This window comes from Allokutzneria albata (assembly GCF_900103775.1).
Classification (GTDB): Bacteria; Actinomycetota; Actinomycetes; order Mycobacteriales; family Pseudonocardiaceae; genus Allokutzneria; species Allokutzneria albata.
On record NZ_LT629701.1, the window covers coordinates 3,090,537 to 3,113,845 of the forward strand.

A 23,309-nucleotide genomic window follows, 5' to 3' on the forward strand; every position below is an offset into this window, starting at 1 on the left:
CCTCAGAGCTTGGAGGCGACGAGGGAGACGAGGTCGACGAGGCGGTTGGAGTAGCCCCACTCGTTGTCGTACCAGCCGACCACCTTGACCTGGTTGCCGATGACCTTGGTCAGCGGCGCGTCGAAGATGCACGACGCCGGGTCGGTGACGATGTCGGTGGAGACGATCGGCTCGTCGCTGTAGCGCAGGATGCCCTTCAGCGCGCCCTCGGCCGCGGCCTTCAGCGCGGCGTTGACCTCCTCGACCGAGGTCTCGCGGCCCACGGTGACGGTGAGGTCGGTCGCCGAGCCGGTGGGCACGGGCACGCGCAGGGCGTAGCCGTCCAGCTTGCCCTTGAGCTCCGGCAGCACCAGGCCGATCGCCTTCGCCGCACCGGTGCTGGTGGGCACGATGTTCAGCGCGGCGGCACGGGCGCGGCGCAGGTCCTTGTGCGGCGCGTCCTGCAGGTTCTGGTCCTGCGTGTAGGCGTGGATCGTGGTCATCAGGCCCTTCTCGATGGTGAAGGTGTCGTGCAGGACCTTCGCCATCGGGGCAAGGCAGTTGGTGGTGCAGGAGGCGTTGGAGATCACCGTCTGCGAACCGTCGTAGCGGCCCTCGTTCGCGCCGAAGACCACGGTCAGGTCCTCGTTCTTGGCGGGCGCGGAGATGATGACCTTCTTGGCGCCACCCTCGTCGACGTGCTTGCGCGCGGCGGTGGCGTCGGTGAAGAAGCCGGTGGACTCGACGACGACGTCGACGCCCAGGTCCTTCCAGGGCAGCTTGCCCGGGTCGCGCTCGGCCAGCGCGCGGATGGTCCTGCCGTTGACCGAGATGCCCTCGTCGGTGACCGAGACGTCGCCGTCGAGGCGGCCGAGGATGCTGTCGTACTTGAGCAGGTGGGCCATGGTCGCGACGTCACCGAGGTCGTTGAAGGCCACGATCTCGATGTCCTGGCCGCTGGCCTGGACCGCCCGCCAGAAGTTGCGCCCAATACGGCCGAAGCCGTTCACGCCCACGCGAACCGTCACGGTGCCTCTCCTTGGGAGTCGACTGAGGTCTTCCGCCGTCACCCTAGCGGCTGAGAGAGTCGCTGGTCACAGCGCCCTTGCAGCCCGCTTAATCGAATCAGCGGAAGTGCCGCCCGAGCAGCACTTTTCATCGTGCCCCACCCTGCGCACCGGAAACCTTCCCGGTGACTGCCGCCACACCGGCGCGTCCCGTCCCCGCGGGGGTTCCCAGCGGTCGGCGGTGTCCGCGGCGGGGTCAGGCGTCCAGCATGTCGGCGGTGACCGCGGACTCGGTGTCGGGGATGGACAGGTCGCGTGCCTTCTTGTCGGCCATCGCCAGCAGACGCCTTATCCGGCCCGCCACCGCGTCCTTGGTCATCTGCGGATCGGCCAGCTGGCCCAGTTCCTCCAGCGACGCCTGGCGGTGCGCCAGCCGCAGCCGCCCGGCGGCGACCAGGTGCTCCGGCGCGTCCGGGCCGAGGATGTCCAGCGCCCGCTCCACCCTGGCCGCGGCGGCCACCGCGGCCCGCGCGGACCGGCGGAGGTTGGCGTCGTCGAAGTTGGCCAGCCGGTTCGCGGTGGCCCGCACCTCGCGGCGCATCCGCCGCTCCTCCCACGCCAGCACGCTGGAGTGCGCGCCCAGTCGGGTCAGCAGCGCGCCGATGGAGTCCCCGTCGCGGACCACCACCCGGTCGGCGCCGCGCACCTCGCGGGACTTGGCCTGGATGCCCATCCGCCTGGCCGCGCCGACCAGGGCCAGCGCCGCCTCGGGGCCGGGGCAGGTCACCTCCAGCGCGGAGGAGCGGCCCGGCTCGGTCAGCGACCCGTGCGCCAGGAACGCCCCGCGCCACGCGGCCTCGGCATCGCAGACGCCGCCGGAGACCACCGGCGCGGGCAGCCCGCGCACCGGGCGGCCCCTCGGGTCGAGCAGGCCGGTCTGCCGGGCCAGCCCGTCGCCGTCGCGGACCACGCGCACCACGTAGCGGGTGCCCTTGCGCAGCCCGCCGGAGGTGATCACGTGCACGTCCGAGTTGTGGCCGAACAGCTCGTGGATCTCCTTGCGCAGCCTGCGCGCGGCCACGCCGGTGTCCAGCTCGGCCTCCACGACCACGCGCCCGGCCACGATGTGCAGCCCGCCCGCGAAGCGCAGCAGGGAGGAGACCTCGGCCCGCCTGCAGCAGGTCTTGGTCACCGACAAGCGGCTCAGCTCGTCCTTGACCGCCGCGGTCATCGCCATGGGGTCTCCTCCTCCCGGACGGGATCGTCGGTGGTGCTGGGGAATTCTGGACTCTCGGTACCGCCGGCGCCTAAGCCGGTGTCGGCGAAGGCGGCGCGCAGGCTGTCCGCCAGCGCGTCCGGATCGTGCCGGTCGGGGGTTCCCGCGACGGCTATCCGGCTCAGCCGGGCGGTGCCGCCGAGTGAGGACGCCGCGCGGCGCAGGCGGTCGGGCGTGGGCACCGAGTCGGTATCGGCGATCACCGCGTCCACCCGTAGGCCCGGCGCGTGTTCGGCGAGCACCTGGAGGTGCTGTTCAGGGGAGAAGCCCTCGGTTTCCCCCGGTTGTGGGACAAGGTTGAGCACCACGACCCGGCGGGCGGCGGTGCGCACGAGGGCGTCGTGCAGCTCCGGGACGAGCAGGTGCGGCAGCACGCTGGTGAACCACGAGCCCGGGCCGAGCAGCACCACGTCGGCCTTGAGCACCGCGTCGACGGCCTCCTGGCACGCGCGCGGCGGTCCCGGCTCGGCCCCGGCCGCGCGCAGCCGGACCCGCTGCACCCGGCCCGGCGTGCTCGCCACCGCCACCTGGCCGCGGATGCGCCGCACCGCGGCGCGGTCCTCGTCCAGCCCGACCACGTCGGCCTCGATGTCCATGGGCTCCCGGCACATCGGCAGCACCCGGCCGCGCACCCCGAGCAGGCGCGCGACCTCGTCCAGCACCGCGACCGGATCGCCCAGCGTCTCCAGCAGCCCGGCCAGCAGCAGGTTGCCCACCGCGTGCCCGGCCAGCGCCCCGGAACCGCCGAAGCGGTGCTGGAACGCCTCCGTCCACACGGGAGCGTCGTCGCCCGCCAGCGCGACCAGCGCCTTGCGCAGGTCTCCCGGCGGCAGCAGCCCCAGCTCCCGGCGCAGCCGCCCGGAGGAGCCGCCGTCGTCGGCGACCGTCACCACGGCGGTCACGTCCTGGGTGATCCGGCGCAGCGCCGCCAGGGTGACCTGGAGCCCGTGCCCGCCGCCGAGCGCCACCACCCGCAGAGTGTCCACAGTGGACCCTGATGTCACTCGCGCCCCAGGTCCCGGTGCACGACCTTGACCGTCATCCCGTCTTCCGAGGCCAGCCGTCCGGCCAGCTCCTCCGACATGGCCACGCTGCGGTGCTTGCCGCCGGTGCAGCCGACCGCCAGCGTCAGGTAGCGCTTGCCCTCGCGGTGGTAGCCCGCACCGATCAGCCGCAGCAGCTCCTGGTAGCGGTCGAGGAAGTCCTCCGCGCCCTCCTGGCTGAGCACGTAGTTGCGCACCTCGGCGTCCAGGCCGGTGTTGTCGCGCAGCTCCGGGATCCAGAACGGGTTCGGCAGGAAGCGCACGTCGATCACCAGGTCGGCGTCCATCGGCAGGCCGTACTTGTAGCCGAAGGACAGCACGGTGACCCTGGTGCGCGCGCTGGACTCGCTGCCGAAGGCGTCCTCGATCTTGCCGCGCAGCTGGTGCACGGACAGGCCGGTGGTGTCCAGCACCAGGTCGGCCTCGTCGCGCAGCGGCATCAGCATCCTGCGCTCGGCGGCGATGCCGTCGGAGAGCCTGCCGTCGCCCTGCAGCGGGTGCCCGCGCCGGACCTGCTCGAAGCGGCGGATCAGCACGGCGTCGGTGGCTTCGAGGAAGAGCACCTTCGGCTTGTAGCCGCGCGCGTCCAGGTCCTTGATCACCGAGGCCAGGTCGTCGGTGAACGCCCGGCTGCGCACGTCCATCACCACGGCGACCTTGGTGATCACGCCGCGGGCCTGCGCGCCCAGCTCGACCATGGTGGAGACCAGCTCCGGCGGCAGGTTGTCCACCACGAACCAGCCGAGGTCCTCGAGGCACTTGGCCGCGGTGCTGCGGCCCGCCCCGGACAGGCCGCTGACCACGGCAACCTCGACGCCCGACTTCTCGTCGTTCACTTTCCGTCCTCCCCGTTGCCCGCGCCCAGCGCGGCGAGTACTGCCTCTGCGGTGCGCCGTCCCACTCCGGGCACCTCGGTGATCTGGTCGACGGTGGCCGCCTTCAGCCGCTTCAGCGAGCCGAAGTGCTTGAGCAGCGCGGCTTTGCGCGCGTCACCGAGCCCGCTGACGCCGTCCAGGGCGGAGGCGGTCATCCGCTTCGACCGCTTCTGCCGGTGGTAGGACACGGCGAAGCGGTGAGCTTCGTCCCGGACGCGCTGCAACAGGTACAACGCCTCGCTGGTGCGGGGCAGGATCACCGGATCGGGGTCACCGGGCACCCACACCTCCTCGAGCCGCTTGGCCAGCCCGATCACGGCCACGTCGGTGACGCCCAGCTCGGCCAGCACGTCCGCGGCGGCGTTGGCCTGCGGCCCCGCGCCGTCGACGACCAGCAGGTTCGGCGGATAGGCGAAGCGCTTCGGCTTGCCCGTCTCCGGGTCGATCCCCGGTAGCTCTCCGGTCTCCTGTGCTGTCTCTTCCTTGTAGCGGGCGAATCTGCGCCGCACGACCTCCGCGATGGACGCGACGTCGCCCTCGGTCGCGGCCTCGCGGATGGCGAAGCGGCGGTATTCGGACTTGCGCGCGAGACCGTCCTCGAAGACCACGAGCGATGCCACCACGTCGCTGCCCTGCACGTGGCTGATGTCGATGCACTCGATGCGCAGCAGCGCGGTGTCCAGGTCCAGCGCCTCCTGGAGTTCCTGGAGCGCCGCGGAGCGCGCGGTGAGGTCACCGGCGCGGCGCAGTTTGTGCTGGGTGAACGCCTCCGCGGCGTTACGCGCCACTGTCTCGGCGAGCGCGCGCTTGTCGCCGCGCTGCGGCACGCGGAGGTCCACCCGGGAGCCGCGCAGCTCGGACAGCCAGTCGGCGACCGCTTCGGCGTCCTCGGGCAGCTCGGGCACCAGGACCTCGCGAGGGACCGGACTGCCACCCGCGTCCGCCTGCGCCGCGAGGTCGGCCTGCTCGCCGTAGAACTGGGTGATGAACTGCGCGACCAGCCCGGCGGTGTCGACCTCCTCGACCTTGTCGATCACCCAGCCGCGCTGACCGCGCACGCGCCCGCCGCGCACGTGGAAGACCTGCACGGCGGCGGCCAGCTCGTCCTCGGCGAAGGCCACCACGTCGGCGTCCGTGCCGTCGCCGAGCACGACGGCCTGCTTCTCCATGGCCCTGCGCAGCGCGGCGACGTCGTCGCGCAGCCGGGCGGCGCGTTCGAACTCCAGCTCGTCGGAGGCGGCCTGCATCTCCTTCTCCAACTTGCGCACCATGGCGTCGGTGCGGCCGGAGAGGAAGTCGCAGAAGTCCTCGACGACGTCGCGGTGCTCCTGCTCGGTGACGCGGCCTATGCACGGTGCCGAGCACTTGTCGATGTAGCCGAGCAGGCAGGGGCGCCCCATCTGCGAGTGCCGCTTGAAGACGCCGTTGGAGCAGGTGCGCGCGGGGAAGACGCGCAGCAGCAGGTCCACCGTCTCGCGGATCGCCCACGCGTGCGCGTAGGGACCGAAGTAGCGGACGCCGCGCTTGCGCGGACCTCGGTAGACGTGCAGCCGCGGGAAGTCCTCGTGCAGCGTCACCGCCAGCACCGGGTAGGACTTGTCGTCGCGGTAGCGGACGTTGAAGCGCGGGTCGAACTCCTTGATCCAGGAGTACTCCAGCTGCAACGCCTCGACCTCGGTGCCGACGACGGTCCACTCCACCGAGGTGGCGGTGGTGACCATCTGCCGGGTGCGGGCGTGCAGCGTCGCCACGTCGGCGAAGTACGAGGAGAGGCGGCTGCGCAGGCTCTTCGCCTTGCCGACGTAGATGACGCGCCCGGTGGAGTCGCGGAACTTGTACACCCCCGGCGCCTCGGGAATCGTTCCCGGGGCGGGGCGATACGTCGACGGGTCGGCCACGTCATAAGCCTACGGACTGGTCTGACATCACCCGAGAACGACCCGGTCACCGGCCGCGCGGACGGGCACGGCGGTGAGCCCCGCGGTCGCCGGGCCCTTGCGGAGGTCGCCCGTCTCGACGTCGAAGGTGCTGCCGTGGGTGGGGCAGTCGACGATCCCCTTGGCCGGCGGGCTGACGATCGAGCCGGTGTGCGGGCAGCGCGGGTCGAACGCGCGCACCTCCCCCGCCCTGGTCCGCACGACCAGCAACCGCCCGCCGCCCGGCACGTCGACCAGCTTTCCCCCGCCCGCCGGGATCTCCGCGAGCCCGACGAGCGGGTCACCCGGCTTGGCGGTCCCCGTCCCGGCCGCCGGCTTCGCGGGGGTGCCGCACCCGGCGATGGTCGCTCCCGCCAGTCCACACAGGACCGCACGCCTCGTCAAACCCACTCCACCAACCTATCTCGGCCGCGGCGGCGGAGTCGCGGATGCTGGCGGGCCGGGTCGCGCCGGGGATCGGGATGACGGTCGGGGACAGCGAGAGCAGCCAGGCGAGGCAGACGCGCTGCGGGCTGACGCCGAGATCCCGCGCGGCGTGGTGGAAGGCGGCGAGCGCGGGGTCCTCGGGCAGCGCCGACGGACCGTCGAGCGAGCTGCGCGAGATACCGCCGAGGGGGCTCCACGGGAGGAACGCGAGGCCCAGCTCCGCGCACAGCCGCAGCTCCGGCTCGGCGGTGCGGACCCGCGGCGAGAACTCGTTCTGGACGGAAACGAACGCGGGGCCGAGCAGTTCACGGGCCTGGCGGATCTGATCTACGTCCACATTGGACAGACCGATCGCGCGGATCTTGCCTTCGGCGTGCAGTTCGGCGAGCGCGCCGAGCGAGTCGCTGAAGGGGACCTTCGGGTCGGGCTTGTGCAACTGGTAGAGGTCGATCACATCGACCCCGAGACGGCGCAGCGATCCCTCGCAGGCCCGCTTGAGGTGTTCGGGCGAGGCGTCGACGGTCCACGAGCCGTCCCCCGGCCTGCCGCGGCCGCCCTTGGTCGCGATCAGCACGCCTTCGAGGCCCGCGAGCAGCTCTTCGTTGTGGCCGACCTCGTCCGCGTGCCAGTGGTAGGAGTCAGCCGTGTCGATCAAGGTCACCCCCGCGTCGAGCGCGGCGTGGACGGTGGCCACGGCGCGATCGCGGTCCGGCCTGCCTTCGACGGACAGCGGCATGGCGCCGAGCCCGATGGCGCCGACCTCGAAGTCGCCGATCCTGCGGGTGATCACGCGCCGACCACCTCCGGCAGCCAGTCCTCGGTGCGGGAGAAGGTGAACCCGAGTTCGGCCGCCCGGCTGTTGTCCATGCCGTAGTAGTGGCCGAAGGCGAAGGGCGAGGCGTCCTCCCCCACCTCGAAGACCGGGTCGCCGGGAATCTGCTCGCACAGGGCGAAGACGCTCAGCTCACCGTGCGAACGCGCGTTGACGGGGCCCGTGAAGTCGGCGAGCGCGGCCCAGCCCAGCAGCTCGGCGATCTCGCGGTGGTGGATGAACGAGGACGGGTGGTTCCGCGGCCGGACCACGATCGGCCTGCCGTCGCGGACGCGGTCGACGTAGTGGGCGAGCCTGCCGGTGAAGTCGTTCCCGCCCAGCACGTGCCCCGAGCGCACCGCGACGAAGTCGAACGGCGCCGTGGTGGCGAATACGGCTTCGGCCTCGCGCTTCCCCTGGCCGTAGCCCTGTGGCGCGGTCGCGTGCAGATCGACCGCCGTCTCCGGCAGCGGTGCTTCGGCCCGCACGTGCTCGTAGACCTCGATCGTGGAGGTCATGACGTAGCGCGCGGTGCGGCCGGCGAACGCCTCGACCGCGGTCTCCGCGTCGGCCCGGGTGTAGCAGACCTGGTCGACGACGACGTCGAAGGTCCGCGTCCCCAGCGCGGCGTCGAGGTCGGCGCGGTCGGTGACGAGGTGGTCCACCCCGGGCGGCGGAGCGGTCGAGCCGCGGTTGACGAGGGTCACCCCGACGCCCGCGTCCCGCAGGTTGAGCACCAGGTCGCGGCCGAAGTGACGACTGCCCCCGATGACGCACACGGTCTTCATGGCGACCACCTTCGCCTCGTAGAGTCATCAGCGGAAGTAATCACTTGCTTAACGAGCTGTTAGGAAAACTGATGATCGACGTCCAGCGGCTGCGCGTGCTGACCGAGGTCGCCCGGCACGGCAGCTTCAGCAAGGCCGCCGCCGCGCTGCTGTTCACGCCGTCCGCGGTCTCTCAGCAGATCGCGGCGCTGGAGCGGACCGTCGGCACGGACGTGGTGGTGCGCAGCGCGCGCGGCGTCACCCTCACCGAAGCGGGGCGGTTGCTGGTCGAGGCGGGCGAGACGATCTCGGCGGAGCTGCGGCACACCGAAGCGGAGCTGGCCCGGCTGGCCACCGGCGTGGACACGCTGACCATCGCCACCTTCGGCACCGGCGGGCGGTACCTGCTGCCCGGCGCGCTGGCGCGGCTCGCCGCCGAACACCCCGAGGTCGAGATCACCGTGATGGAACGGGAACCGGAGCACAGCCTGCCCCTGGTGCGCTCCGGGGCGGCGGACCTGGCGCTGGTGTACGAGTTCGACCGGCCGCTGCCGTTGGACCGGCTGACCCTGCTGCCGGTGATGGACGACCCACTGTCGGTGGTGCTGCGCCGTGATCACCCCCTGGCTTCCAGGAAGTCCTTGCCGCTCAAGGACATCGCCGATCAGCGCTGGGTGTTCGGGTGCTCGAAGACCGCTGCCTTCCTGCACCGCCACGCCGAGGACGCCGGGATCTCGCTGCGGGTCTCGGCGAACACGACCGACTACTTCTTCGCCCAGGCACTGGTGGAGGCAGGGGTCGGGATCGCGCTCATTCCCCTTGTGGCGCTTCGGAAAACCCCTTCGCTGATGGCGGTCCCGGTGGAGCGGCCGAGGCCGACGCGACGGATCGGCGTCGCCGTCGCGGAGCGGGTCCGCTCGCGTCCGCCGGTGGCCACCCTGATCGACGCGCTGCGTTCAGCGACGTGAATCGTTGACGGAAATAGGAAACACGGGCACGGTCGGAGGACCGCCGCGGACTGGGAGGCAAACACCGATGTTCCGCTTCACATCCGTGATCACCGCAACGCTGCTGCTCACCGCGCTCCCCGCGCAGGCCCGGCAGGCCGCCATCGGCACGCCCGCGGAGCTGGTCACCGCCTTGGCCACCGCCAAGCCCGGCAGCACGATCGAGCTCCGGCCCGGCGTCTACGACGGAGCGTTCTTCGCCACCGCGTCCGGGACCGCGAGCGCGCCGATCACCCTGAGCGGGCCGCGCACCGCCGTCCTCAAGAACACCAGGAAGGCGTGCGACCCGAACGTGCCACCCGAGCGCAAGGCGCAGGGCGTGAGCTACTGCGGCTACGGGCTTCACCTCAACCAGGTGAAGCACTGGGTGCTCAAGGGTTTCAGCGTCGCCGACTCCGCCAAGGGGATCGTGCTCGACGGCTCCGACAACAACGTGGTCGACGACGTCGAGGTCAGCCGGATCGGTGACGAGGGCGTGCACTTCCGGGCCGACTCCAACGACAACGTCGTGAAGAACTCCTCCGTGCACCACGTCGGGATCGCGCAGCCCGCGTACGGCGAGGGCGTGTACTTCGGCTCCGCCAAGGGCGCGAACTGGGGCAAGTACGGCGACCGGCCGGGCGACCAGAACACGCCGGACACCAGCGACCGCAACCAGGCGCTGGACAACCGGCTCGGCCCGAACGTGGCCGCCGAGCACGTGGACATCAAGGAGGGCACCACCGGCGGCAAGGTGCTGCGCAACTCCTTCGACGGCGTGGGCATGACCGGCCAGAACTCCTCGGAGAGCTGGGTCAACGCCAAGGGCAACGACTACGAGATCTCCGACAACAAGGGCGTGCGCAGCTTCGAGCACGGCTTCAAGGTGATCCAGCGGCTGCCGGGCTGGGGGTGCGGCAACGTCTTCCACCGCAACGTCGCCGACGTGCAGGCCGCGGGCTACGGATTCCAGTTCCCGCACAACAGGAAGTGCGCCGCCAAGCCCAACCTGGTCTACCGCGACAACACGGTGACCAACGCCGCCAAGGGTTTCTCCGACGTTCCTCCGGTGGGCTGAGCCGAACCGCCCGCCGGGGTCACATGCCCCGGCGGGCCAGTTCGGCCAGCAGCGCGCGGTTCCCGGAGCACTCCCGCTTCAGCTCCTCCAGGTAGCGGTGGAACTTCGCGCGGCCGTCGTCGGCGGCCTTCTCCCACGCCACGCCGAGGCTCTCCAGCAACTCCGCCACCTCGGTGGGGTGATCCGGCCCGCCGACCGCGATCCGCCTGCGCACCAGCCTGCGGTAGACTGGGAGCACCTGCTCGGGGTGCTGCATCACCCGCTCCGCGGCCAGCGACGCCCACACCCGGTCGGAGCACCCGCGCTCGGCGGCCACCGCCCACGCGGCGTCGATCTCGGAGTCCCACAACAGGATCTGCACCAGCACGGAGCTGCCGCCCGGGTCCTCGCCCTGCGCCCGCAGCCACCGCCGCGCCCACTCGCGCTGCGCGGGCCAGCGATCGGCCCGATCGGCGACGGTGCGCAGCTTCAGGTAGGTGTCCAGTCCCGGCCAGTCCCGGAAAGCGTTGCGCGCCAACTGCAAAGCCCGCGTGGTCTTGCCCAGCCGCAGGCACGCGTCCACCGCCATGTCGACCAGCCGGACCTCGGCGCGGCTGCCCTGCGTGGCGACCAGGCCGCGCTCCACCCACGCCAGGGCCTCCGCGGTGCGCCCGGCGTCCTCCAGCACGGTCGCGATCCGCAGGTACTGCCACGGGGTGGACAGGTCCGTCGCCAGCCACTGCACCTCGACGTCCACGTCACCGGTGAAGCGCGCCAGCTCCTCCATCAGCCGGATCACCGCCCACCGCCTGCGGTCGTAGCGCGGCGTCCGTCCGAACGGGACGGTCGGCAGTTCCCGGCACGCGCGCCGGGCGGTCCTTCGGTAAGCCGCGATCCCCTCCGGCCCCAACGCTTCCGCGTACTCGCTGAGCACGACCTCCGGGCCGTCCGGGTAGTTCAGCTGCAGGCGCACCAGCCATCCGGCGAGGCGGTGGGGGTCGGGCCTGCTCCTGCGGCAGGCCAACGCGTGCCCGGCCAGTGCCCGCTGCATCAGCTCGGGCAGCTCGCCCGCGTTGCCCGTGACCTGCTGGGCCGCCGAACACAGCACGTCCACGACCTGCTCGGCGTAGTCGACCGCCTGGTCCGCGCGGCCGACCTTCGCCTGCTCGCACAGGGATCGCACCACCTCGCGCAGGCGCACCCAGTGCTCGGCCTCGCGCTCCCCGTCGAACGGGGGCAGCCCACCACGCAGGCCCCGCAGCGCCGCCACGCCGTAAGGCTCATCGCCCCCAATGCCGCCCACCTGCTGAATCAAACCGCACGCCGCCCGCCCTGCGCCCGAGATGACTCCGAACGCATCAACCCGAGCGCCCGAACGGCGGCACCCCGAAGGGCGCCGCCGCCCGGACGGTGATCAAGCGGTGATCAGCCGGTGACCCGGCCTGATCAGGCCGCCGTGCGCACGGGCACCGTGCGCGTGGTGCCCGCGACCGTCCAGATCGTGTGGGCGATCGCGTTGGTGTGCCGCTCCAGCGACTGAGCGTTGATGTTGCTCGTGGTGTCGCAGGACTGGTGGTAGCACTTGTCGAACGCGACGCCCGCCTGGCCGCCCCACTTCTGCGCCTGCGCCGCGGTCTTGCGGCCCTCGGCACCGCTGAACGTGCCCCCGGTGGGGATGCCGGCCCGCGCGAAGGCCGCGTGGTCGGAACGCCCGCCCACGTTGGTCGTCTCGGTCGGCACGTTGATCGACTTGAAGTACGCCTCCAGCGTCGACTGCAGCTTCTCCGAGCCCGCGGGCTGACCGCTGGAGGAGTACACGAAGTACGCCGGGTTCGGCGAGCCGGTCATGTCGAAGTTGACGTACCCCTTGATCTTCGCCTTTTCCGCCGCGGGCAAGGAGTTCACGTAGTTCGTCGAGCCGACCAGGCCCAGCTCCTCAGCACCCCACCAGCCGAAGCGCAGGTGCTGCTTGGGCTTGAGCTGCTGCTTGGACACGGTCAGCGCGACCTCGAGCAGCCCGGCCGAACCGGAGCCGTTGTCGTTGATGCCCGGCCCGCTGCCCACGCTGTCCAGGTGGCCACCGGCCATCAGGATGCTGTTCGGGTCGCCGCCGGGCCAGTCGGCGATCAGGTTGTAGCCCTTGGTGCCCCAGTTGGTGAACTCCAGGACCTTGGTCTGGTAGCCGGCCGCGTCCAGCTTCGCCTTGACGTAGTCGATCGACGCCTTGAAGCCGGGTCTGCCGTGCGCCCGGTTGCCGCCGTTGGCGGTCGCGATCTGCTGGAGCTGGTTCAGGTGCGCCTGCACCGCGGCGACCGGGATGGTCGGCGCGGCCGCCACGTCCACCGTGGCGGCGCCGCTGGGCGTTGCGAGCACGCCCAGGGTCAGGGTCGAGGCAAGGGCAACCGAACCGAGTGTCGCTCGGATCTTCACTGTGTGACCTCCCAGCAGGGTGAACGCCACTGGTGCTCAGTGGCGCAGAGATCACCGGCAGTGTCTGGGACGGCTCGGGCGCGGCGGTAGGGACTTTCGAGGGGTGCCTTTCACACCTCGCCGACGACCGTGAACACCATCCGGCGAACGGCGTCCGGCCCGGGCGGGGCGCTCTGCCGGTCGGCGAAGAGCAGGTGCGCGGCCCCGATCAGCGTCGGTGCCAGCATGTCGACGTCGGCGTCTGCCGCGATGCGGCCCAGTTCGCGCTCGGCGGCGAGGTACTCGGCGATCACGATCGCCGCCTCCGTCAGCACCGGGACGCCCGCGGGCCACTTCTCCCGCAGCCGGGCGCGCAGCTCGTCCCGGAAGGTGATCAGGGCGACCACCGCGACCGCGACCGACTCGAAGAGGGCCGTCAGCGCTTCGGTGAGGTTGTCCACGACCGTGTGCGTGCCCGCGGCCTGGCGCAGCGCGGCGGCGGTGGCGTCCATCCGGTTGGCGCGGTCGAGCACGAACTCGGCGAGGAACGCGTCGAAGTCGGCGAAGTGCCGGTGCAGAACGCCCTTGGCACAACCCGCCTCCGTCGTGACGGCGCGACTGGTCAGCCCGCTCGGCCCGTCGCGGCGCAGCACCCGTTCGGCGGCGACGAACAGCTGTTCCCGGACGTCGCGGATCGACACCCCTGTCGGCACCGGGCCTCCCTTGTCGAGTGGGCAAGCGCCCACTATGGTGGGCACATGCCCACTCTAGAGCCTGCCGCTCGGTCCTTCGGCGCCGAGGCCGACCGCTACGACCGCGCCCGCCCCAGCTACCCCGCGGCCGCGGTGGACCGGATCGTCGCGCGGAGCCCCGGCCCCCGCGTCCTCGATGTCGGTTGTGGCACAGGCATTTCCTCCCGACAGTTCCAGGCGGCCGGCTGCCGGGTGCTCGGCGTCGAGGTCGACGCGCGCATGGCTTCGATCGCCCGGAACGGCCTCGACGTGGAGGTGTCGGCCTTCGAGACCTGGGACCCCGCGGGGCGGGAGTTCGACGCGGTCGTCGCCGGGCAGACGTGGCACTGGATCGACCCCGTCGCCGGAGCCGCGAAGGCCGCCGAGGCGTTGCGCCCCGGCGGCCTGATCGCCTTGTTCTGGAACGTCATGCAGCCCCCGCCCGAGGTGTTCGCGCCCTTCGGCGACCTGCTCGGCGGGACGCTCGGGAAGCGGCCCATGCTGGACACCTACGAGGTCATGTTCTCCAACGCCACCAACGGGATCCGCGACGCAGGGGGCTTCGGTGACGCGGAGGACTGGCGCTTCGAGTGGGAGCGGTCGTACACCCGTCAAGAGTGGCTCGACCAGCTACCGACGTTCGGCGGCTACTCCCACCTCGCACCCGCGCGGCAGACCGACGTGCTGACCGCGTCCGGCGCCGCGATCGACGCGCTCGGCGGCAGCTTCACCATGCCCTACACCACGGTCGTGGTCGCCGCGTCGCGGAGCTGAGCCGTCGCGATGTTGATCCGCATGCCGCACGCGATCCGGCCATCTCCCGCGGCGTCCAGGAACTCCCGCCGCAGCTTCGCGAGCTGGTCCTCGTCGAGCACCACGACGTCGTAGAAGATCGAGAAGTTCGTCTCCCACACGTGCTCGGCCGTCCCACCCAGATCGAGCACGATCGAGTCCCACGTCACGGGCGCGAACCCGGCGGGCGACAGGATTTCGTCCAGCCCGTCCCGAGTGCGGGTCCTGCGGTCCCCCAACCTCGGCATCCGCCGCTCGGCCGCTTCGAAGTAGGGCCGGGCCAGGTCCAGGAACAGCTCCATCGCCTCGGCGGCCACCGCGCCACCGCCGATGGCCAGCGACAGCGCCCCACCGGGAACGAGCACCCGGGCGGCTTCGGCGGCGACCCGCTCGGGATCGGTCATCAGCATGAAGGCCATGTGCGAGACGACGGCGTCGAAGGACGCGTCCGGAAACGGCAACTCCTGCGCCCGCGCTTGGCGCAGGTCCGCCTTCGCCAACGCCGGACGCCGCCGGGCGAGCGCGAGTTCCGCCTCCGACAGGTCGACACCCGCCAACGTCTTCGCCCCACGCCCGGCCAGCACCTCCAGCAACGCACCGTCCGCGCATCCCAGGTCCAAGACCCGCTCCGGGGTGCCCACGCGGTCGGCGAACTCCTCGTAGCTCGTGCGGCCCTCGGCCGTGGGATTGGCCTCGGCTCCCGCCGACTGCTGTCCAGGGTTGTTGTCGTGAAAGGCTTTGAGGAACTCCTCGGGCGTCATGCGCCGAGCCTACGTGCGGTGCACGACGGTGAGGGCCACTCCGTCATCGCGGATGCGGCGCTGCTCGGCGGCCGGAAGGCGGTCGTCGACGAGCACGAGGTCGAAATCGGTCAAGGGCGCCAACGTGTACAGGCCTTGACGCGTGAACTTGGTGTGATCAACTAGAAGTACCTTGCGGGACGCGGCGGCCAGCAGCGCGCGCTTGACCTGAACCGTCTCCTGCGACTGGTGGTAGCAACGGCCATGGGAGATCGCCGTGGTGGACATGAAGAGCGTGTCGGCGCGGACCTTGCCGACGCCTTCCGCCGTGTACAGGCCGAGGAACGCGTCGTAGGCGGGGAAGTACTCGCCGCCGAGCGCGATGAGGTTGATGCCGGGCCGCCGGGTGAGCAACTCGATCACGGGCTGGAAGTAGGTGATGACGGTGAGCGGGGCGCGCTCGGCCAGCAGCTGCGCGAGGTGCAGGCAGGTGGTGCTCTCGTCGAGCATGACGGAGCTGCCCGGCGGGATGAGTTCGACGGCTGCCCGCGCGAGCATCCGCTTGGTGTCGGCCATGGCGGCCATGCGCTGGCTGACGTCGCCGTGGAAGACGGTGGAGGGCACGGCGGTCGCGCCGCCGCGCACCTTGCGCAGCCACCCCTGCGCCTGGAGGGCGTCGAAGTCGCGGTGCACCGTCATCACGCTGACGCCGAACTCCTCGGCCAGGTCCTGGATGCGGAGGAAGCCCTCCGCAGTGACCCGTTCCCGGATGACGCGGCGCCGCTCCGCCTGTGATTCGTCGACACCCACGGATGTGAAGATAACACCGAGCTAACACGGTCCGCGGCGCTCGGCCTGGTCGGGGGCGGAGCACTTCACGCGGCGCCCGGGCGTTCTTCACGTGGTGTTCGCCCTGTGTGTTGCGCCGACCACAACGGCTGCCGTCTTCTCCTCCCCATGACGGTGACGGACACGGCGACGCGCACCCTGGTGGAGCGCGCGGGCATCCCGCGGCCCCTGGCGTGGGGCTTCCTCGGCGTGCTGATCTTCATGATCGGCGACGGCGTCGAGGCCGGTTATCTCTCGCCATACCTGGTGGAGCAAGGGCTCTCGACCCAGCAGGTGGCGCTGCTGTTCACCGTGTACGGCGTCACCGCGGGCGTCGCGGCGTGGCTGTCCGGCGCGCTGTCGGACCTGTGGGGACCGCGCCGGGTGATGGCGCTGGGCCTGGTGATCTGGGTCGTGTTCCAGGTGCTGTTCCTGGTCGTCGCGGTGCCGACGATGAACTTCCCCTTGCTGCTGCTGGGGTACGGGCTGCGCGGGTTCGGCTATCCGTTGTTCGCCTTCGGGTTCCTGGTCTGGGTGGCGGCGGCGACCCCGCGCGAGCGGCTGGGCACCGCGGTGGGGTGGTTCTGGTTCGCCTTCACCGGCGGCCTCCCGACGCTCGGCTCCCTCGTGGCCAGCGGGCTGATCCCGGTCATCGGACCGCTGGCGACGCTGTGGGTGGCGCTGGCGCTGATCGTCCTCGGCGGGCTGATCGCGCTGCTGCTGGTGCGGGAGCGCAGCGGCTACCACCGCCTCGCCCCGGCCGGGGAGCGTCCGCTGGTGACGCTGCTGGGCAGCGTGAGCATCCTGTGGCGCAACCCCAGGATCGGCGTCGGCTGCCTGGTGCGGGTGATCAACACGGCGCCGCAGTTCGGGTTCCTGGTGTTCCTGCCGCTGTTCTTCACCGAGACGATCGGCTTCAGCCTCGGTCAGTGGCTGCGGCTGCTGACCGTCATGTTCGCCACCAACATCGTGTTCAACCTGATCTTCGGGATCGTCGGCGACCGGCTGGGCTGGCGGCGCACTGTGGCGTGGTGCGGCGGCGTCGGGTCGGCGCTGACGATCCTGTTGCTCTACCACGTGCCGGTCGCCGCGGGCCCGCAGTACTGGCTGGCGCTGCTGGTCGCCGCGGCCTACGGGGCGACGCTCGCGGGCTACGTGCCGCTGTCGGCGCTGATGCCGTCACTGGCGCCCGAGCACAAGGGGCAGGCGATGGCCGCGCTGAACCTCGGCGCGGGCGCCAGTGTGATGGCCGGTCCCGCCATCGCGGGACTGTTCCTCGGTCCGTTCGGGGTCCAGGGCGTGATGGTGGTCTTCGCCGTCCTGTACCTCGTCAGCGCCGGGCTGACCCTGTTCCTCAGGCTGCCCGACGAGTGATCACTTCTCCTCGTCGGCCAGTTCGGTCGACCCGGTGGTCAGCCGCGGGGCGCCGGTGCCCAGCTCGGGGGTGCCGGTGCCCAGTGGACCCGGAACCTCCTTGCGCGCAACGGCTTCCGCCTCCTGCACGGCCTTGGCGACGTGCGGGTCGGGCGCGGTGTCGAACCAGCCGGCGGTCTCCTCGTCGTCGGCCTCGGGCTTGCTGACCGTCTCATCGGCGGGCGGCTGGTAGCGGAACACGCCGTCGTCGCCCTTCTCGCCGAACATCTTCGCGAAGCCCTGCAGCGCGTCGCCGAACTGGCTGGGCACCATCCACACGGTGTTGGAATCGCCCTGCGCCATCTGCGGCAGCGTCTGGAGGTACTGGTAGGCGAGCAGCTCCGGCGTCGGCTTGCCCGCCTTCACCGCGGCGAAGACCTTCTCGATGGCCTTGGCCTGGCCCTGCGCCTGCAGGTAGCGCGCGGCGCGCTCACCCTGGGCGCGCAGGATGCGGCCCTGCCGCTCACCCTCGGCGGCGAGGATGGCCGCCTGCTTCTGGCCCTCCGCGGACAGGATCGCGGCCTGCTTCTGCCCCTCGGCGGTCTTGATCGACGCCTCACGCTGGCCCTCGGCGGTGAGGATCATGGCGCGCTTCTCCCGGTCGGCGCGCATCTGCTTCTCCATCGAGTCCTGGATCGATGGGGGAGGGTCGATGGCTTTCAGCTCGACGCCGCGGACCCGGATGCCCCAGCGGCCGGTGGCCTCGTCGAGCACACCGCGCAGCTGGCGGTTGATGGAGTCCCGGGAGGTCAGCGTTTCTTCGAGGCTCATCCCGCCGACAACGTTGCGCAGCGTCGTCGTGGTCAGCTGCTCCACGCCGATGATGTAGTTGGAGATCTCGTAGACCGCCGCGCGGGGGTCGGTGACCTGGAAGTAGACGACGGTGTCGATGGAGACCGTCAGGTTGTCCTGGGTGATCACCGGCTGCGGCGGGAAGGACACCACCTGCTCGCGCAGGTCGATCCGCGCGCGCACCTTGTCCAGGAACGGCAGCAGGAAGTTCAGGCCGGGCGCGGCGACGGCGCGGAACCGGCCGAGCCGTTCGATGACGGCGGCCTGCGCCTGCGGGATGACCAGGACCGCCTTGGCGACCGTGACCAACACCAACAGCACGATGACCGCCACCAGGACAAGGGTGACAGTTGCTGGTTCCACCTAGACCTCCGACCAGACGATCGCTGTAGCCCCGGAAATGCTCATCACCGTGACGGTGCTGCCGGGTTCCAGCACCTGGGTCTCGTCGTAGCTGCGCGCGGACCAGACCTCGCCGCCGAGCTTCACCTGACCCCCGTGGCCGTCCACAGTGGACAGCACAACGGCCTTGGCGCCGACGAGCGCCTCGGTGTGCATCTTCATGGTGTCGCCCGCGAGCAACCGCCGTTTGATGGCGGGGCGGGCGAGCGCGATCAGGGCGACCGAGGCGACCCCGAACACGATCGCGTCGACGAGCAGGGCGGCCCCCAGCGCGGAGGAACCCGCGGCGGCGAGGGCGGCAAGGCCGATCATCAGCAGGACGAAGTCCCCGGAGAGCACCTCGGCTGCGATCAGCAGCACGCCGGCGATCAGCCACACAAGAGCGGCCATGCCCTCATCGTGGCAGAACCGCGGGTCCCCTGTCCTGCGCAACGCCCCGCGTGACCCACGCGTGATCTTCAAGATCCGATCTTGACGAATGCCGCGTTCAGTGCGTCAGGCCGGGGCTGTGACGAAGTCGATGAGGCGTTCGACGGCGCCGAGCAGCGGGGACTCCAGGTCGCGGAACCCGTTCACCGAGGAGAGCACGCGGCGCCAGCCGTCCGCCGGGTCTCCCCAGCCGAGGCGCGCGCACACGCCCTCCTTCCACGGCGTGCCCTTCGGGATCACCGGCCACTCCGGGATGCCGAGCACCGACGGCTTCACGGCCTGCCAGATGTCGACGTAGGGATGCCCGGTCACCAGCACGTTCGGGTCGGTCACGGCCGCGACGACCCGCGACTCCTTGCTGCCCTCGACGAGGTGGTCCACCAGCACGCCGAGCCGCCGCGCGGGCGCGGGACCGAACTCGGCGACCAGGGCGGCGAGGTCGTCGACGCCGTGCAGCGGCTCCACCACGACGCCCTCGACCCGCAGGTCGTGGCCCCACACGCGCTCGACCAGCTCGGCGTCGTGGATGCCCTCGACCCAGATCCGGCTGGCCGCGGCGGTGCGGGCGCGCAGGCCTTCCACCTTCACCGAACCCGAGGCACTGACGCGCGGCCCACCCGGGGGAGCGGCGGCAGGGCGCACGAGCGTCACGGGCCGCCCGTCGATCAGGAACGCCGCCGGGGTCATCGGGAACAGCCGCCGCCGGCCCGCCGCGTCCTCCAGCAGCACCGAGCCGGACTCGACGCGCACGACCGCGCCGCAGAAGCCGCTGTCGGGGTCCTCGGCGACGACACCGACCTCGGCGGCCACCTCGGGAACGACCTGCTTCTTGCGCGGAGTGGACAGGATGTCCTTGCCGTAGTTGAAGGAACGCACGGGGCGAACCTACCGGTACCCTTGACCAACGTGTCTGTTCCCAGCGCAACCATGGCCGTGTGGGCCTCCGCGTGGCTGCACGGCGCGGCCGCCGCCGACGACGTGCTCGACGCCCTCACGGCGTGGGGCGAGCTTCAGGAGGTCGTCGCCGCCGACCACGAGACCGCCGACCGCACCGGCCTGCCCGTCGACGGGGAGCGCGCGGCCGGGCTGGCGCTCTGGCTGGCGGCGCTGCGCAGGCTGGGCGCGGACGGCGCGGCGCTCGTGCTCCCGGTCCCCGGCGATGTCCGAGGGCTGGGCGGCGCCGGTCCCGCGATGCGTCCTGCCCTGGAGCGCGGCGAAGCGGTCGTGTTCCCCGCGGCGGGTCTCACCGCCGTTCCCGACGACGTCGCCGAGGGAGTGCTTCGCTGGACGGTGTTCCCGCTGTCCGGTTCCCCCGGGACCGACCACACCCCGATCGGTGAGGCCGAGCACGGCATGACCATCGCCGTGCGCGAGGCGGCCGAGACGCTCGTTTCGCTCGACGTGGCACGACACCGGCCGAACGTCCGCGCGGAGATCGCGGAGTTCATCTCGGCCCGCCCGCGGCTGGCGTGGCCGCCCGCGATGCCCCCGCGTTCCCTGCGGGTGCTGGAGCGGGCCAACGAGGTCGAGGCGATCCTCCACGCCGCCCTCAGCGACGGCACCGGAGGCGCCGTGTCGGCCTCCGCCGCGCGGGCACGAACCGAAGCACTCAAGCCGCTCTCCGACGCCGTGCGCGGTGCTCGCTGCGTCGCCGTCGCGGAGGCGGTTCGACGACTGCGGCACTCACGGCAGGACATCACTGGCGGGAACAACAGCTGACTCCTCCTTCAGCTGCTCGCCAAGCAAAGAGCAGCGACCGCACCTTGTCCACAGAACCCGCAACCCAGCCCGCCCCCGCCGCCAACAGCCGCTCAAAACGATCGACGCCATAAGTCACGCCCACCGCGCGCATTCCCGCCGAGCCCGCCATCACCGTGTCATTGACGGCATCGCCGACCACCACACAATCCTCCGGGGGCACGGCGAGCAAGCGGGCGGCGAGCAGGGCGGGATCGGGGTGCGGCTTGCCGCGCGGCGTCATCCAGCCGCCGACCACGAGGTCGAACTCCGCCAGCAGCCCGGCGGCATCGAGCAGGTCCTCGGCGCTCGCCCTGGACCTGTTGGTGATCACGGCGAGCGAGCGCCCGGACGCGCGCAGAGCGCTCAGCAGCTCCGGTATCCCGGGGAACACGTGATCGGCGGCGGTGGGCAGGAGCCGTTCCCGGAACAGCGTCTGCATCCGGTTCGCCGACAACCGCACCAGCCGGTGTCCGGGACGCTCGCGCTGCGTGCTGGGCGCGCGACAACACCGACCCGGCGCTGAGCGCCTTCACCGAACCGCTGCACGGGAACGATTTTCACCATTCGGCGGACGCCGATCCGTCCACTGTGGACCGCTCGGCGAAAAAAGTTCTTCCACAGCCCCTGACGAGCCACAATGGACAGTGGTGATCGTCCGGGCTTCAGCGTCTTCGATGGGCGGCGCGTGTCACGGGGAGGTCACGGGCAGAGTGGGCGGCGAAGTTCCCACTCGATGAAGGGCACGGCCATGGACCAGTTCGACCTCGACGTCAACGTCACCACCCCGCGCGAGTTCGGCGACTCGGAGACGCTGGCGAAGACCGCGATCTTCCAGTGCCCCACCTGGCCCTGCTGAGCGCGCTCCGGCCGACCCCGAAGAACCCGCGGTGACGGAGGACGCCTCCGTCAGGCAACGAAAGGCACCGTCATGAACCCGGACCTGGACCAGTTCGACCTCGATGTGCGCGTGAGCACCCCGCGCGAGCTCGGTGCCGAGCCGCAGGACCTCACCAGCCTGCGGACCTGCGTGACGTGCAAGAACTGCGGTATCACCACCTCCGCGCCGGGCAACTGATCGCGGCGGCGGGACCCGAACCGCGTTCGGGTCCCGCCTTCCGGCCAGCCGGAAACATGAAATTCGGGGCTCCGATCGGGCATTGCCCGCGACGGCCCCGGACCCGGAACGTCTCTCCTCGTTGTGTCGGACACCGAGGAGAGGTGCGCATGAATCCGGACCAGGCAGCGCTGGACCAGTTCGACCTCGACGTCCGGGTGGTCACTCCCGGCGAGCAGCACGACGTCGAGCCCATGACCTTCACCCAGGTCATGTGCTCGCTGCGCTGCACGATCTACCTCTGCTGACCCCTGTCACCAGCTACCGAAAGGCGCCAGGACATGAACCCCGACCAGAACACGATGGACCAGTTCGAGCTGGACGTGCGCGTCTCCAGCCCGCGCGAGCTCGGTGACGCACAGGCGCTGGCCACCAGCAGCCCGATCACCAGCTGCAAGGCGTGCCCGCCCGGCGCACGCTGAGCACGCACGAAACCCCGGGTGTCGCGGCGCCGCCGATCGCCGCGACACCCGGCCCTGCGCCGGACAAGGAGTGATGCGGGTGACCCCGGCCCTGGCTGATCGCGCGCGGGAGACCGCGTGGCTGATCCTCACCCGGCTGGCCGATCCCGCCGTCGTCGCCGACGCGGTGGCCGCCTCCCGGCAGCGCGCGAACCACCCCTTCGACTGGGGCGGCCCGGGACTGTTCACCGGGCTCGCGGGCAGCGCCGTGGCCTTCCAGGCCGCCCACCGCGCGTTCCCCGCGGAGGCCGCGCACTGGCGCGGGCTCGCCCACCAGCAGCTCGTCGCCGCTGCGCAGGCCAGCTTCTCCGCGCCACTGAGCCACTGCGGCATCTCCGCGGGCACCTCCGGGCTCGCCTTCGCCTTCGCCGACTCCCTGCGCGAGGAGCCCCGCTACGGCGCGACGCTGGACAAGCTGAACACCCAGCTGGCCGCCCAGGTGATCGACACTCCGACCTGGCGCTCCGCCGACGGTGTGCGGGACAGCGACTACGACGTCATCAGCGGAGCCGCGGGCACCCTCGGCTACCTCATTTCGGTCGACGCGCCGAAACCCGTTGTGCGGCAAGCTATCGACGCACTGATCGACGATCTCGTGTGGTTGTGCGACCCCGAGCGCTGGTTCATCCCGCCCCACCGCTACCCGCTCGCGTCCTATTCGGACAGATATCCGCACGGCTACGTGAACATCGGCCTGGCACACGGCATTCCCGGGCCGCTGGCCGCTCTTTCCCTTGCGCACCAAGCTGGGTACCAGCGCGACGGCCTCGTTGAGGCGATCCGGCGCACCGCCGACTACCTCGTCGGCCTGCCGTGCTGGTGGCCCGCGGGCGTGCCGCTGACCGAGTCGGGGGCCGAGGACCGCGATCGCCTCGAACCGGGCCGGATCGCCTGGTGCTACGGCGCTCCCGGCGTGGCCGCCGCTCTCCTGAACGCGGCGAACGCGTTGCAGGACAAGAGCATTCGCGATGTCGCGGTCGACGGCTTCGAGTCCGTGCTGCGCAACCTCGCGCCCCTGCCCGAGGCTCCCCTGTGCCACGGCGTCGCCGGCCTCCTCCCCATCTGCGCCCTCTTCGCCGAGGAGAGCACGGTGGCCCGGAAGAGCATCGAGGAGCTGACGGAGCACGTGCTCTCGCACTGCGACGAGGACGCGCCGCTGGTCGTGCGGGGCGACGGCCTGGACGATCCCTCACTGCTCACGGGGTCGGCAGGCGTGGCGCTCGCGCTGCTCACCGCGACCGGTGACGTCGACAACCGGTGGACTCGCGCTCTGCTGCTGGCATAGCGGTTCGAA

Annotated in this window: 27 protein-coding genes; 10 read left to right on the forward strand and 17 right to left on the reverse strand. The window is 71.3% G+C overall.

Going from position 1 to position 23,309, the window contains the following annotated elements:
* Positions 1-2: 2 nt before the first annotated feature.
* From gap to BLT28_RS13920, 8 genes are all read right to left on the reverse strand, one after another.
* On the reverse strand, positions 3-1,007 hold the full coding sequence (gene gap / locus BLT28_RS13885; protein WP_030431247.1) for a type I glyceraldehyde-3-phosphate dehydrogenase: 1,005 nt from the start codon (positions 1,005-1,007) through the stop codon (positions 3-5).
* A gap of 235 nt (positions 1,008-1,242) precedes the next feature.
* Complete coding sequence (gene whiA, locus BLT28_RS13890; RefSeq protein ID WP_030431246.1) at positions 1,243-2,223, reverse strand: DNA-binding protein WhiA; 981 nt, start codon at positions 2,221-2,223, stop codon at positions 1,243-1,245.
* Positions 2,214-3,239 (reverse strand): gluconeogenesis factor YvcK family protein, encoded by a 1,026-nt coding sequence (locus tag BLT28_RS13895; protein ID WP_081900519.1) that lies wholly within the window; start codon positions 3,237-3,239, stop codon positions 2,214-2,216. The genes whiA and BLT28_RS13895 overlap by 10 nt, the downstream gene beginning before the upstream one ends.
* Positions 3,240-3,262: 23 nt before the next feature.
* Positions 3,263-4,141: an RNase adapter RapZ gene (gene rapZ / locus BLT28_RS13900; RefSeq protein ID WP_030431244.1), complete on the reverse strand. Its 879-nt coding sequence runs from the start codon at positions 4,139-4,141 to the stop codon at positions 3,263-3,265.
* Positions 4,138-6,078 (reverse strand): excinuclease ABC subunit UvrC, encoded by a 1,941-nt coding sequence (gene uvrC, locus BLT28_RS13905; RefSeq protein WP_081900510.1) that lies wholly within the window; start codon positions 6,076-6,078, stop codon positions 4,138-4,140. The genes rapZ and uvrC overlap by 4 nt, the downstream gene beginning before the upstream one ends.
* Positions 6,079-6,105: 27 nt before the next feature.
* Positions 6,106-6,345 carry a Rieske (2Fe-2S) protein gene (locus BLT28_RS41920; RefSeq protein ID WP_231950779.1) on the reverse strand — a complete coding sequence of 80 codons (240 nt, stop codon included), beginning with the start codon at positions 6,343-6,345 and terminating at the stop codon, positions 6,106-6,108.
* 52 nt (positions 6,346-6,397) lie between these two features.
* On the reverse strand, positions 6,398-7,333 hold the full coding sequence (locus BLT28_RS13915; protein ID WP_156051236.1) for an aldo/keto reductase: 936 nt from the start codon (positions 7,331-7,333) through the stop codon (positions 6,398-6,400).
* Positions 7,330-8,142, reverse strand: a complete 813-nt coding sequence (locus BLT28_RS13920) for an NAD-dependent epimerase/dehydratase family protein (RefSeq protein ID WP_030431240.1) — start codon at positions 8,140-8,142, stop codon at positions 7,330-7,332. Before BLT28_RS13920 ends, BLT28_RS13915 begins: the two co-directional genes overlap by 4 nt.
* Before the next feature lie 71 nt (positions 8,143-8,213).
* Here BLT28_RS13920 and BLT28_RS13925 point away from each other — a divergent pair, with 71 nt between their 5' ends.
* Complete coding sequence (locus BLT28_RS13925) at positions 8,214-9,089, forward strand: LysR family transcriptional regulator (RefSeq protein WP_030431239.1); 876 nt, start codon at positions 8,214-8,216, stop codon at positions 9,087-9,089.
* A gap of 85 nt (positions 9,090-9,174) precedes the next feature.
* Entirely contained in the window at positions 9,175-10,185 is a 1,011-nt protein-coding gene (locus tag BLT28_RS13930; protein WP_162184879.1) for a right-handed parallel beta-helix repeat-containing protein, read from the forward strand.
* Between the two features lie 19 nt (positions 10,186-10,204).
* Here BLT28_RS13930 and BLT28_RS13935 read toward each other — a convergent pair whose 3' ends face one another.
* The 3 genes from BLT28_RS13935 to BLT28_RS13945 form a co-directional block, all read right to left on the reverse strand.
* A complete protein-coding gene (locus BLT28_RS13935; protein WP_052407668.1) occupies positions 10,205-11,434 on the reverse strand; it encodes a DUF6880 family protein in 1,230 nt (409 codons plus the stop codon).
* A gap of 176 nt (positions 11,435-11,610) precedes the next feature.
* Complete coding sequence (locus BLT28_RS13940) at positions 11,611-12,594, reverse strand: M28 family metallopeptidase (RefSeq protein WP_052407676.1); 984 nt, start codon at positions 12,592-12,594, stop codon at positions 11,611-11,613.
* Between the two features lie 110 nt (positions 12,595-12,704).
* Positions 12,705-13,286: a TetR/AcrR family transcriptional regulator gene (locus tag BLT28_RS13945; protein WP_030431235.1), complete on the reverse strand. Its 582-nt coding sequence runs from the start codon at positions 13,284-13,286 to the stop codon at positions 12,705-12,707.
* A 45-nt stretch (positions 13,287-13,331) separates the two neighbouring features.
* Here BLT28_RS13945 and BLT28_RS13950 point away from each other — a divergent pair, with 45 nt between their 5' ends.
* Positions 13,332-14,078 (forward strand): class I SAM-dependent methyltransferase, encoded by a 747-nt coding sequence (locus tag BLT28_RS13950; protein WP_030431234.1) that lies wholly within the window; start codon positions 13,332-13,334, stop codon positions 14,076-14,078.
* Here BLT28_RS13950 and BLT28_RS13955 read toward each other — a convergent pair.
* Both BLT28_RS13955 and BLT28_RS13960 read right to left on the reverse strand, forming a co-directional pair.
* Entirely contained in the window at positions 14,042-14,857 is an 816-nt protein-coding gene (locus tag BLT28_RS13955; RefSeq protein WP_030431233.1) for a class I SAM-dependent methyltransferase, read from the reverse strand. The two genes, BLT28_RS13950 and BLT28_RS13955, sit on opposite strands and share 37 nt — an antisense overlap.
* A 9-nt stretch (positions 14,858-14,866) precedes the next feature.
* Positions 14,867-15,646: a DeoR/GlpR family DNA-binding transcription regulator gene (locus BLT28_RS13960; protein ID WP_030431232.1), complete on the reverse strand. Its 780-nt coding sequence runs from the start codon at positions 15,644-15,646 to the stop codon at positions 14,867-14,869.
* 147 nt (positions 15,647-15,793) lie between these two features.
* Between BLT28_RS13960 and BLT28_RS13965 the strand changes: the two genes are divergently transcribed.
* Positions 15,794-17,038 carry an MFS transporter gene (locus BLT28_RS13965; RefSeq protein WP_030431231.1) on the forward strand — a complete coding sequence of 415 codons (1,245 nt, stop codon included), beginning with the start codon at positions 15,794-15,796 and terminating at the stop codon, positions 17,036-17,038.
* On the opposite strand, the gene BLT28_RS13970 is transcribed toward BLT28_RS13965, so the two are convergent.
* From BLT28_RS13970 to BLT28_RS13980, 3 genes are all read right to left on the reverse strand, one after another.
* Complete coding sequence (locus BLT28_RS13970) at positions 17,039-18,205, reverse strand: SPFH domain-containing protein (RefSeq protein WP_156051246.1); 1,167 nt, start codon at positions 18,203-18,205, stop codon at positions 17,039-17,041.
* Positions 18,206-18,232: 27 nt separating this feature from the next.
* Positions 18,233-18,661 (reverse strand): NfeD family protein, encoded by a 429-nt coding sequence (locus BLT28_RS13975; protein WP_030431229.1) that lies wholly within the window; start codon positions 18,659-18,661, stop codon positions 18,233-18,235.
* A gap of 105 nt (positions 18,662-18,766) precedes the next feature.
* Entirely contained in the window at positions 18,767-19,576 is an 810-nt protein-coding gene (locus BLT28_RS13980) for a DUF3097 domain-containing protein (protein WP_030431228.1), read from the reverse strand.
* A 30-nt stretch (positions 19,577-19,606) separates the two neighbouring features.
* Between BLT28_RS13980 and BLT28_RS13985 the strand changes: the two genes are divergently transcribed.
* Entirely contained in the window at positions 19,607-20,419 is an 813-nt protein-coding gene (locus BLT28_RS13985; RefSeq protein ID WP_156051234.1) for a hypothetical protein, read from the forward strand.
* Here the strand turns inward: BLT28_RS13985 and BLT28_RS13990 are convergent.
* Positions 20,397-20,900, reverse strand: a complete 504-nt coding sequence (locus tag BLT28_RS13990; RefSeq protein WP_052407667.1) for an HAD family hydrolase — start codon at positions 20,898-20,900, stop codon at positions 20,397-20,399. The genes BLT28_RS13985 and BLT28_RS13990 overlap by 23 nt on opposite strands.
* Before the next feature lie 288 nt (positions 20,901-21,188).
* On the opposite strand from BLT28_RS13990, the gene BLT28_RS41365 reads away from it, so the two are divergent.
* The 5 genes from BLT28_RS41365 to BLT28_RS13995 all read left to right on the forward strand — a co-directional run bounded on the left by BLT28_RS41365 (position 21,189) and on the right by BLT28_RS13995 (position 23,300).
* Positions 21,189-21,296 (forward strand): FDLD family class I lanthipeptide, encoded by a 108-nt coding sequence (locus BLT28_RS41365; RefSeq protein WP_197684029.1) that lies wholly within the window; start codon positions 21,189-21,191, stop codon positions 21,294-21,296.
* A gap of 72 nt (positions 21,297-21,368) precedes the next feature.
* Positions 21,369-21,515 (forward strand): FDLD family class I lanthipeptide, encoded by a 147-nt coding sequence (locus BLT28_RS40105; protein WP_156051230.1) that lies wholly within the window; start codon positions 21,369-21,371, stop codon positions 21,513-21,515.
* A gap of 149 nt (positions 21,516-21,664) precedes the next feature.
* A complete protein-coding gene (locus BLT28_RS40110; RefSeq protein WP_156051228.1) occupies positions 21,665-21,802 on the forward strand; it encodes an FDLD family class I lanthipeptide in 138 nt (45 codons plus the stop codon).
* 33 nt (positions 21,803-21,835) lie between these two features.
* Positions 21,836-21,976: an FDLD family class I lanthipeptide gene (locus tag BLT28_RS40115; protein ID WP_156051226.1), complete on the forward strand. Its 141-nt coding sequence runs from the start codon at positions 21,836-21,838 to the stop codon at positions 21,974-21,976.
* Positions 21,977-22,055: 79 nt separating this feature from the next.
* On the forward strand, positions 22,056-23,300 hold the full coding sequence (locus BLT28_RS13995) for a lanthionine synthetase C family protein (protein WP_162184878.1): 1,245 nt from the start codon (positions 22,056-22,058) through the stop codon (positions 23,298-23,300).
* Positions 23,301-23,309: the final 9 nt, after the last annotated feature.

Coding starts and splice junctions, on each gene's coding strand:
- BLT28_RS13950 (WP_030431234.1), top strand. CDS start 13,332: ATGCCCACTCTAGAGCCTGCCGCTCGGTCCTTCGGCGCCGAGGCCGAC.
- BLT28_RS13925 (WP_030431239.1), top strand. CDS start 8,214: ATGATCGACGTCCAGCGGCTGCGCGTGCTGACCGAGGTCGCCCGGCAC.
- BLT28_RS13965 (WP_030431231.1), top strand. CDS start 15,794: ATGACGGTGACGGACACGGCGACGCGCACCCTGGTGGAGCGCGCGGGC.
- whiA (WP_030431246.1), bottom strand. CDS start 2,223: ATGGCGATGACCGCGGCGGTCAAGGACGAGCTGAGCCGCTTGTCGGTG.
- BLT28_RS13955 (WP_030431233.1), bottom strand. CDS start 14,857: ATGACGCCCGAGGAGTTCCTCAAAGCCTTTCACGACAACAACCCTGGA.
- BLT28_RS41365 (WP_197684029.1), top strand. CDS start 21,189: ATGGACCAGTTCGACCTCGACGTCAACGTCACCACCCCGCGCGAGTTC.
- BLT28_RS40110 (WP_156051228.1), top strand. CDS start 21,665: ATGAATCCGGACCAGGCAGCGCTGGACCAGTTCGACCTCGACGTCCGG.
- BLT28_RS40105 (WP_156051230.1), top strand. CDS start 21,369: ATGAACCCGGACCTGGACCAGTTCGACCTCGATGTGCGCGTGAGCACC.
- BLT28_RS13920 (WP_030431240.1), bottom strand. CDS start 8,142: ATGAAGACCGTGTGCGTCATCGGGGGCAGTCGTCACTTCGGCCGCGAC.
- BLT28_RS13975 (WP_030431229.1), bottom strand. CDS start 18,661: ATGGCCGCTCTTGTGTGGCTGATCGCCGGCGTGCTGCTGATCGCAGCC.
- BLT28_RS40115 (WP_156051226.1), top strand. CDS start 21,836: ATGAACCCCGACCAGAACACGATGGACCAGTTCGAGCTGGACGTGCGC.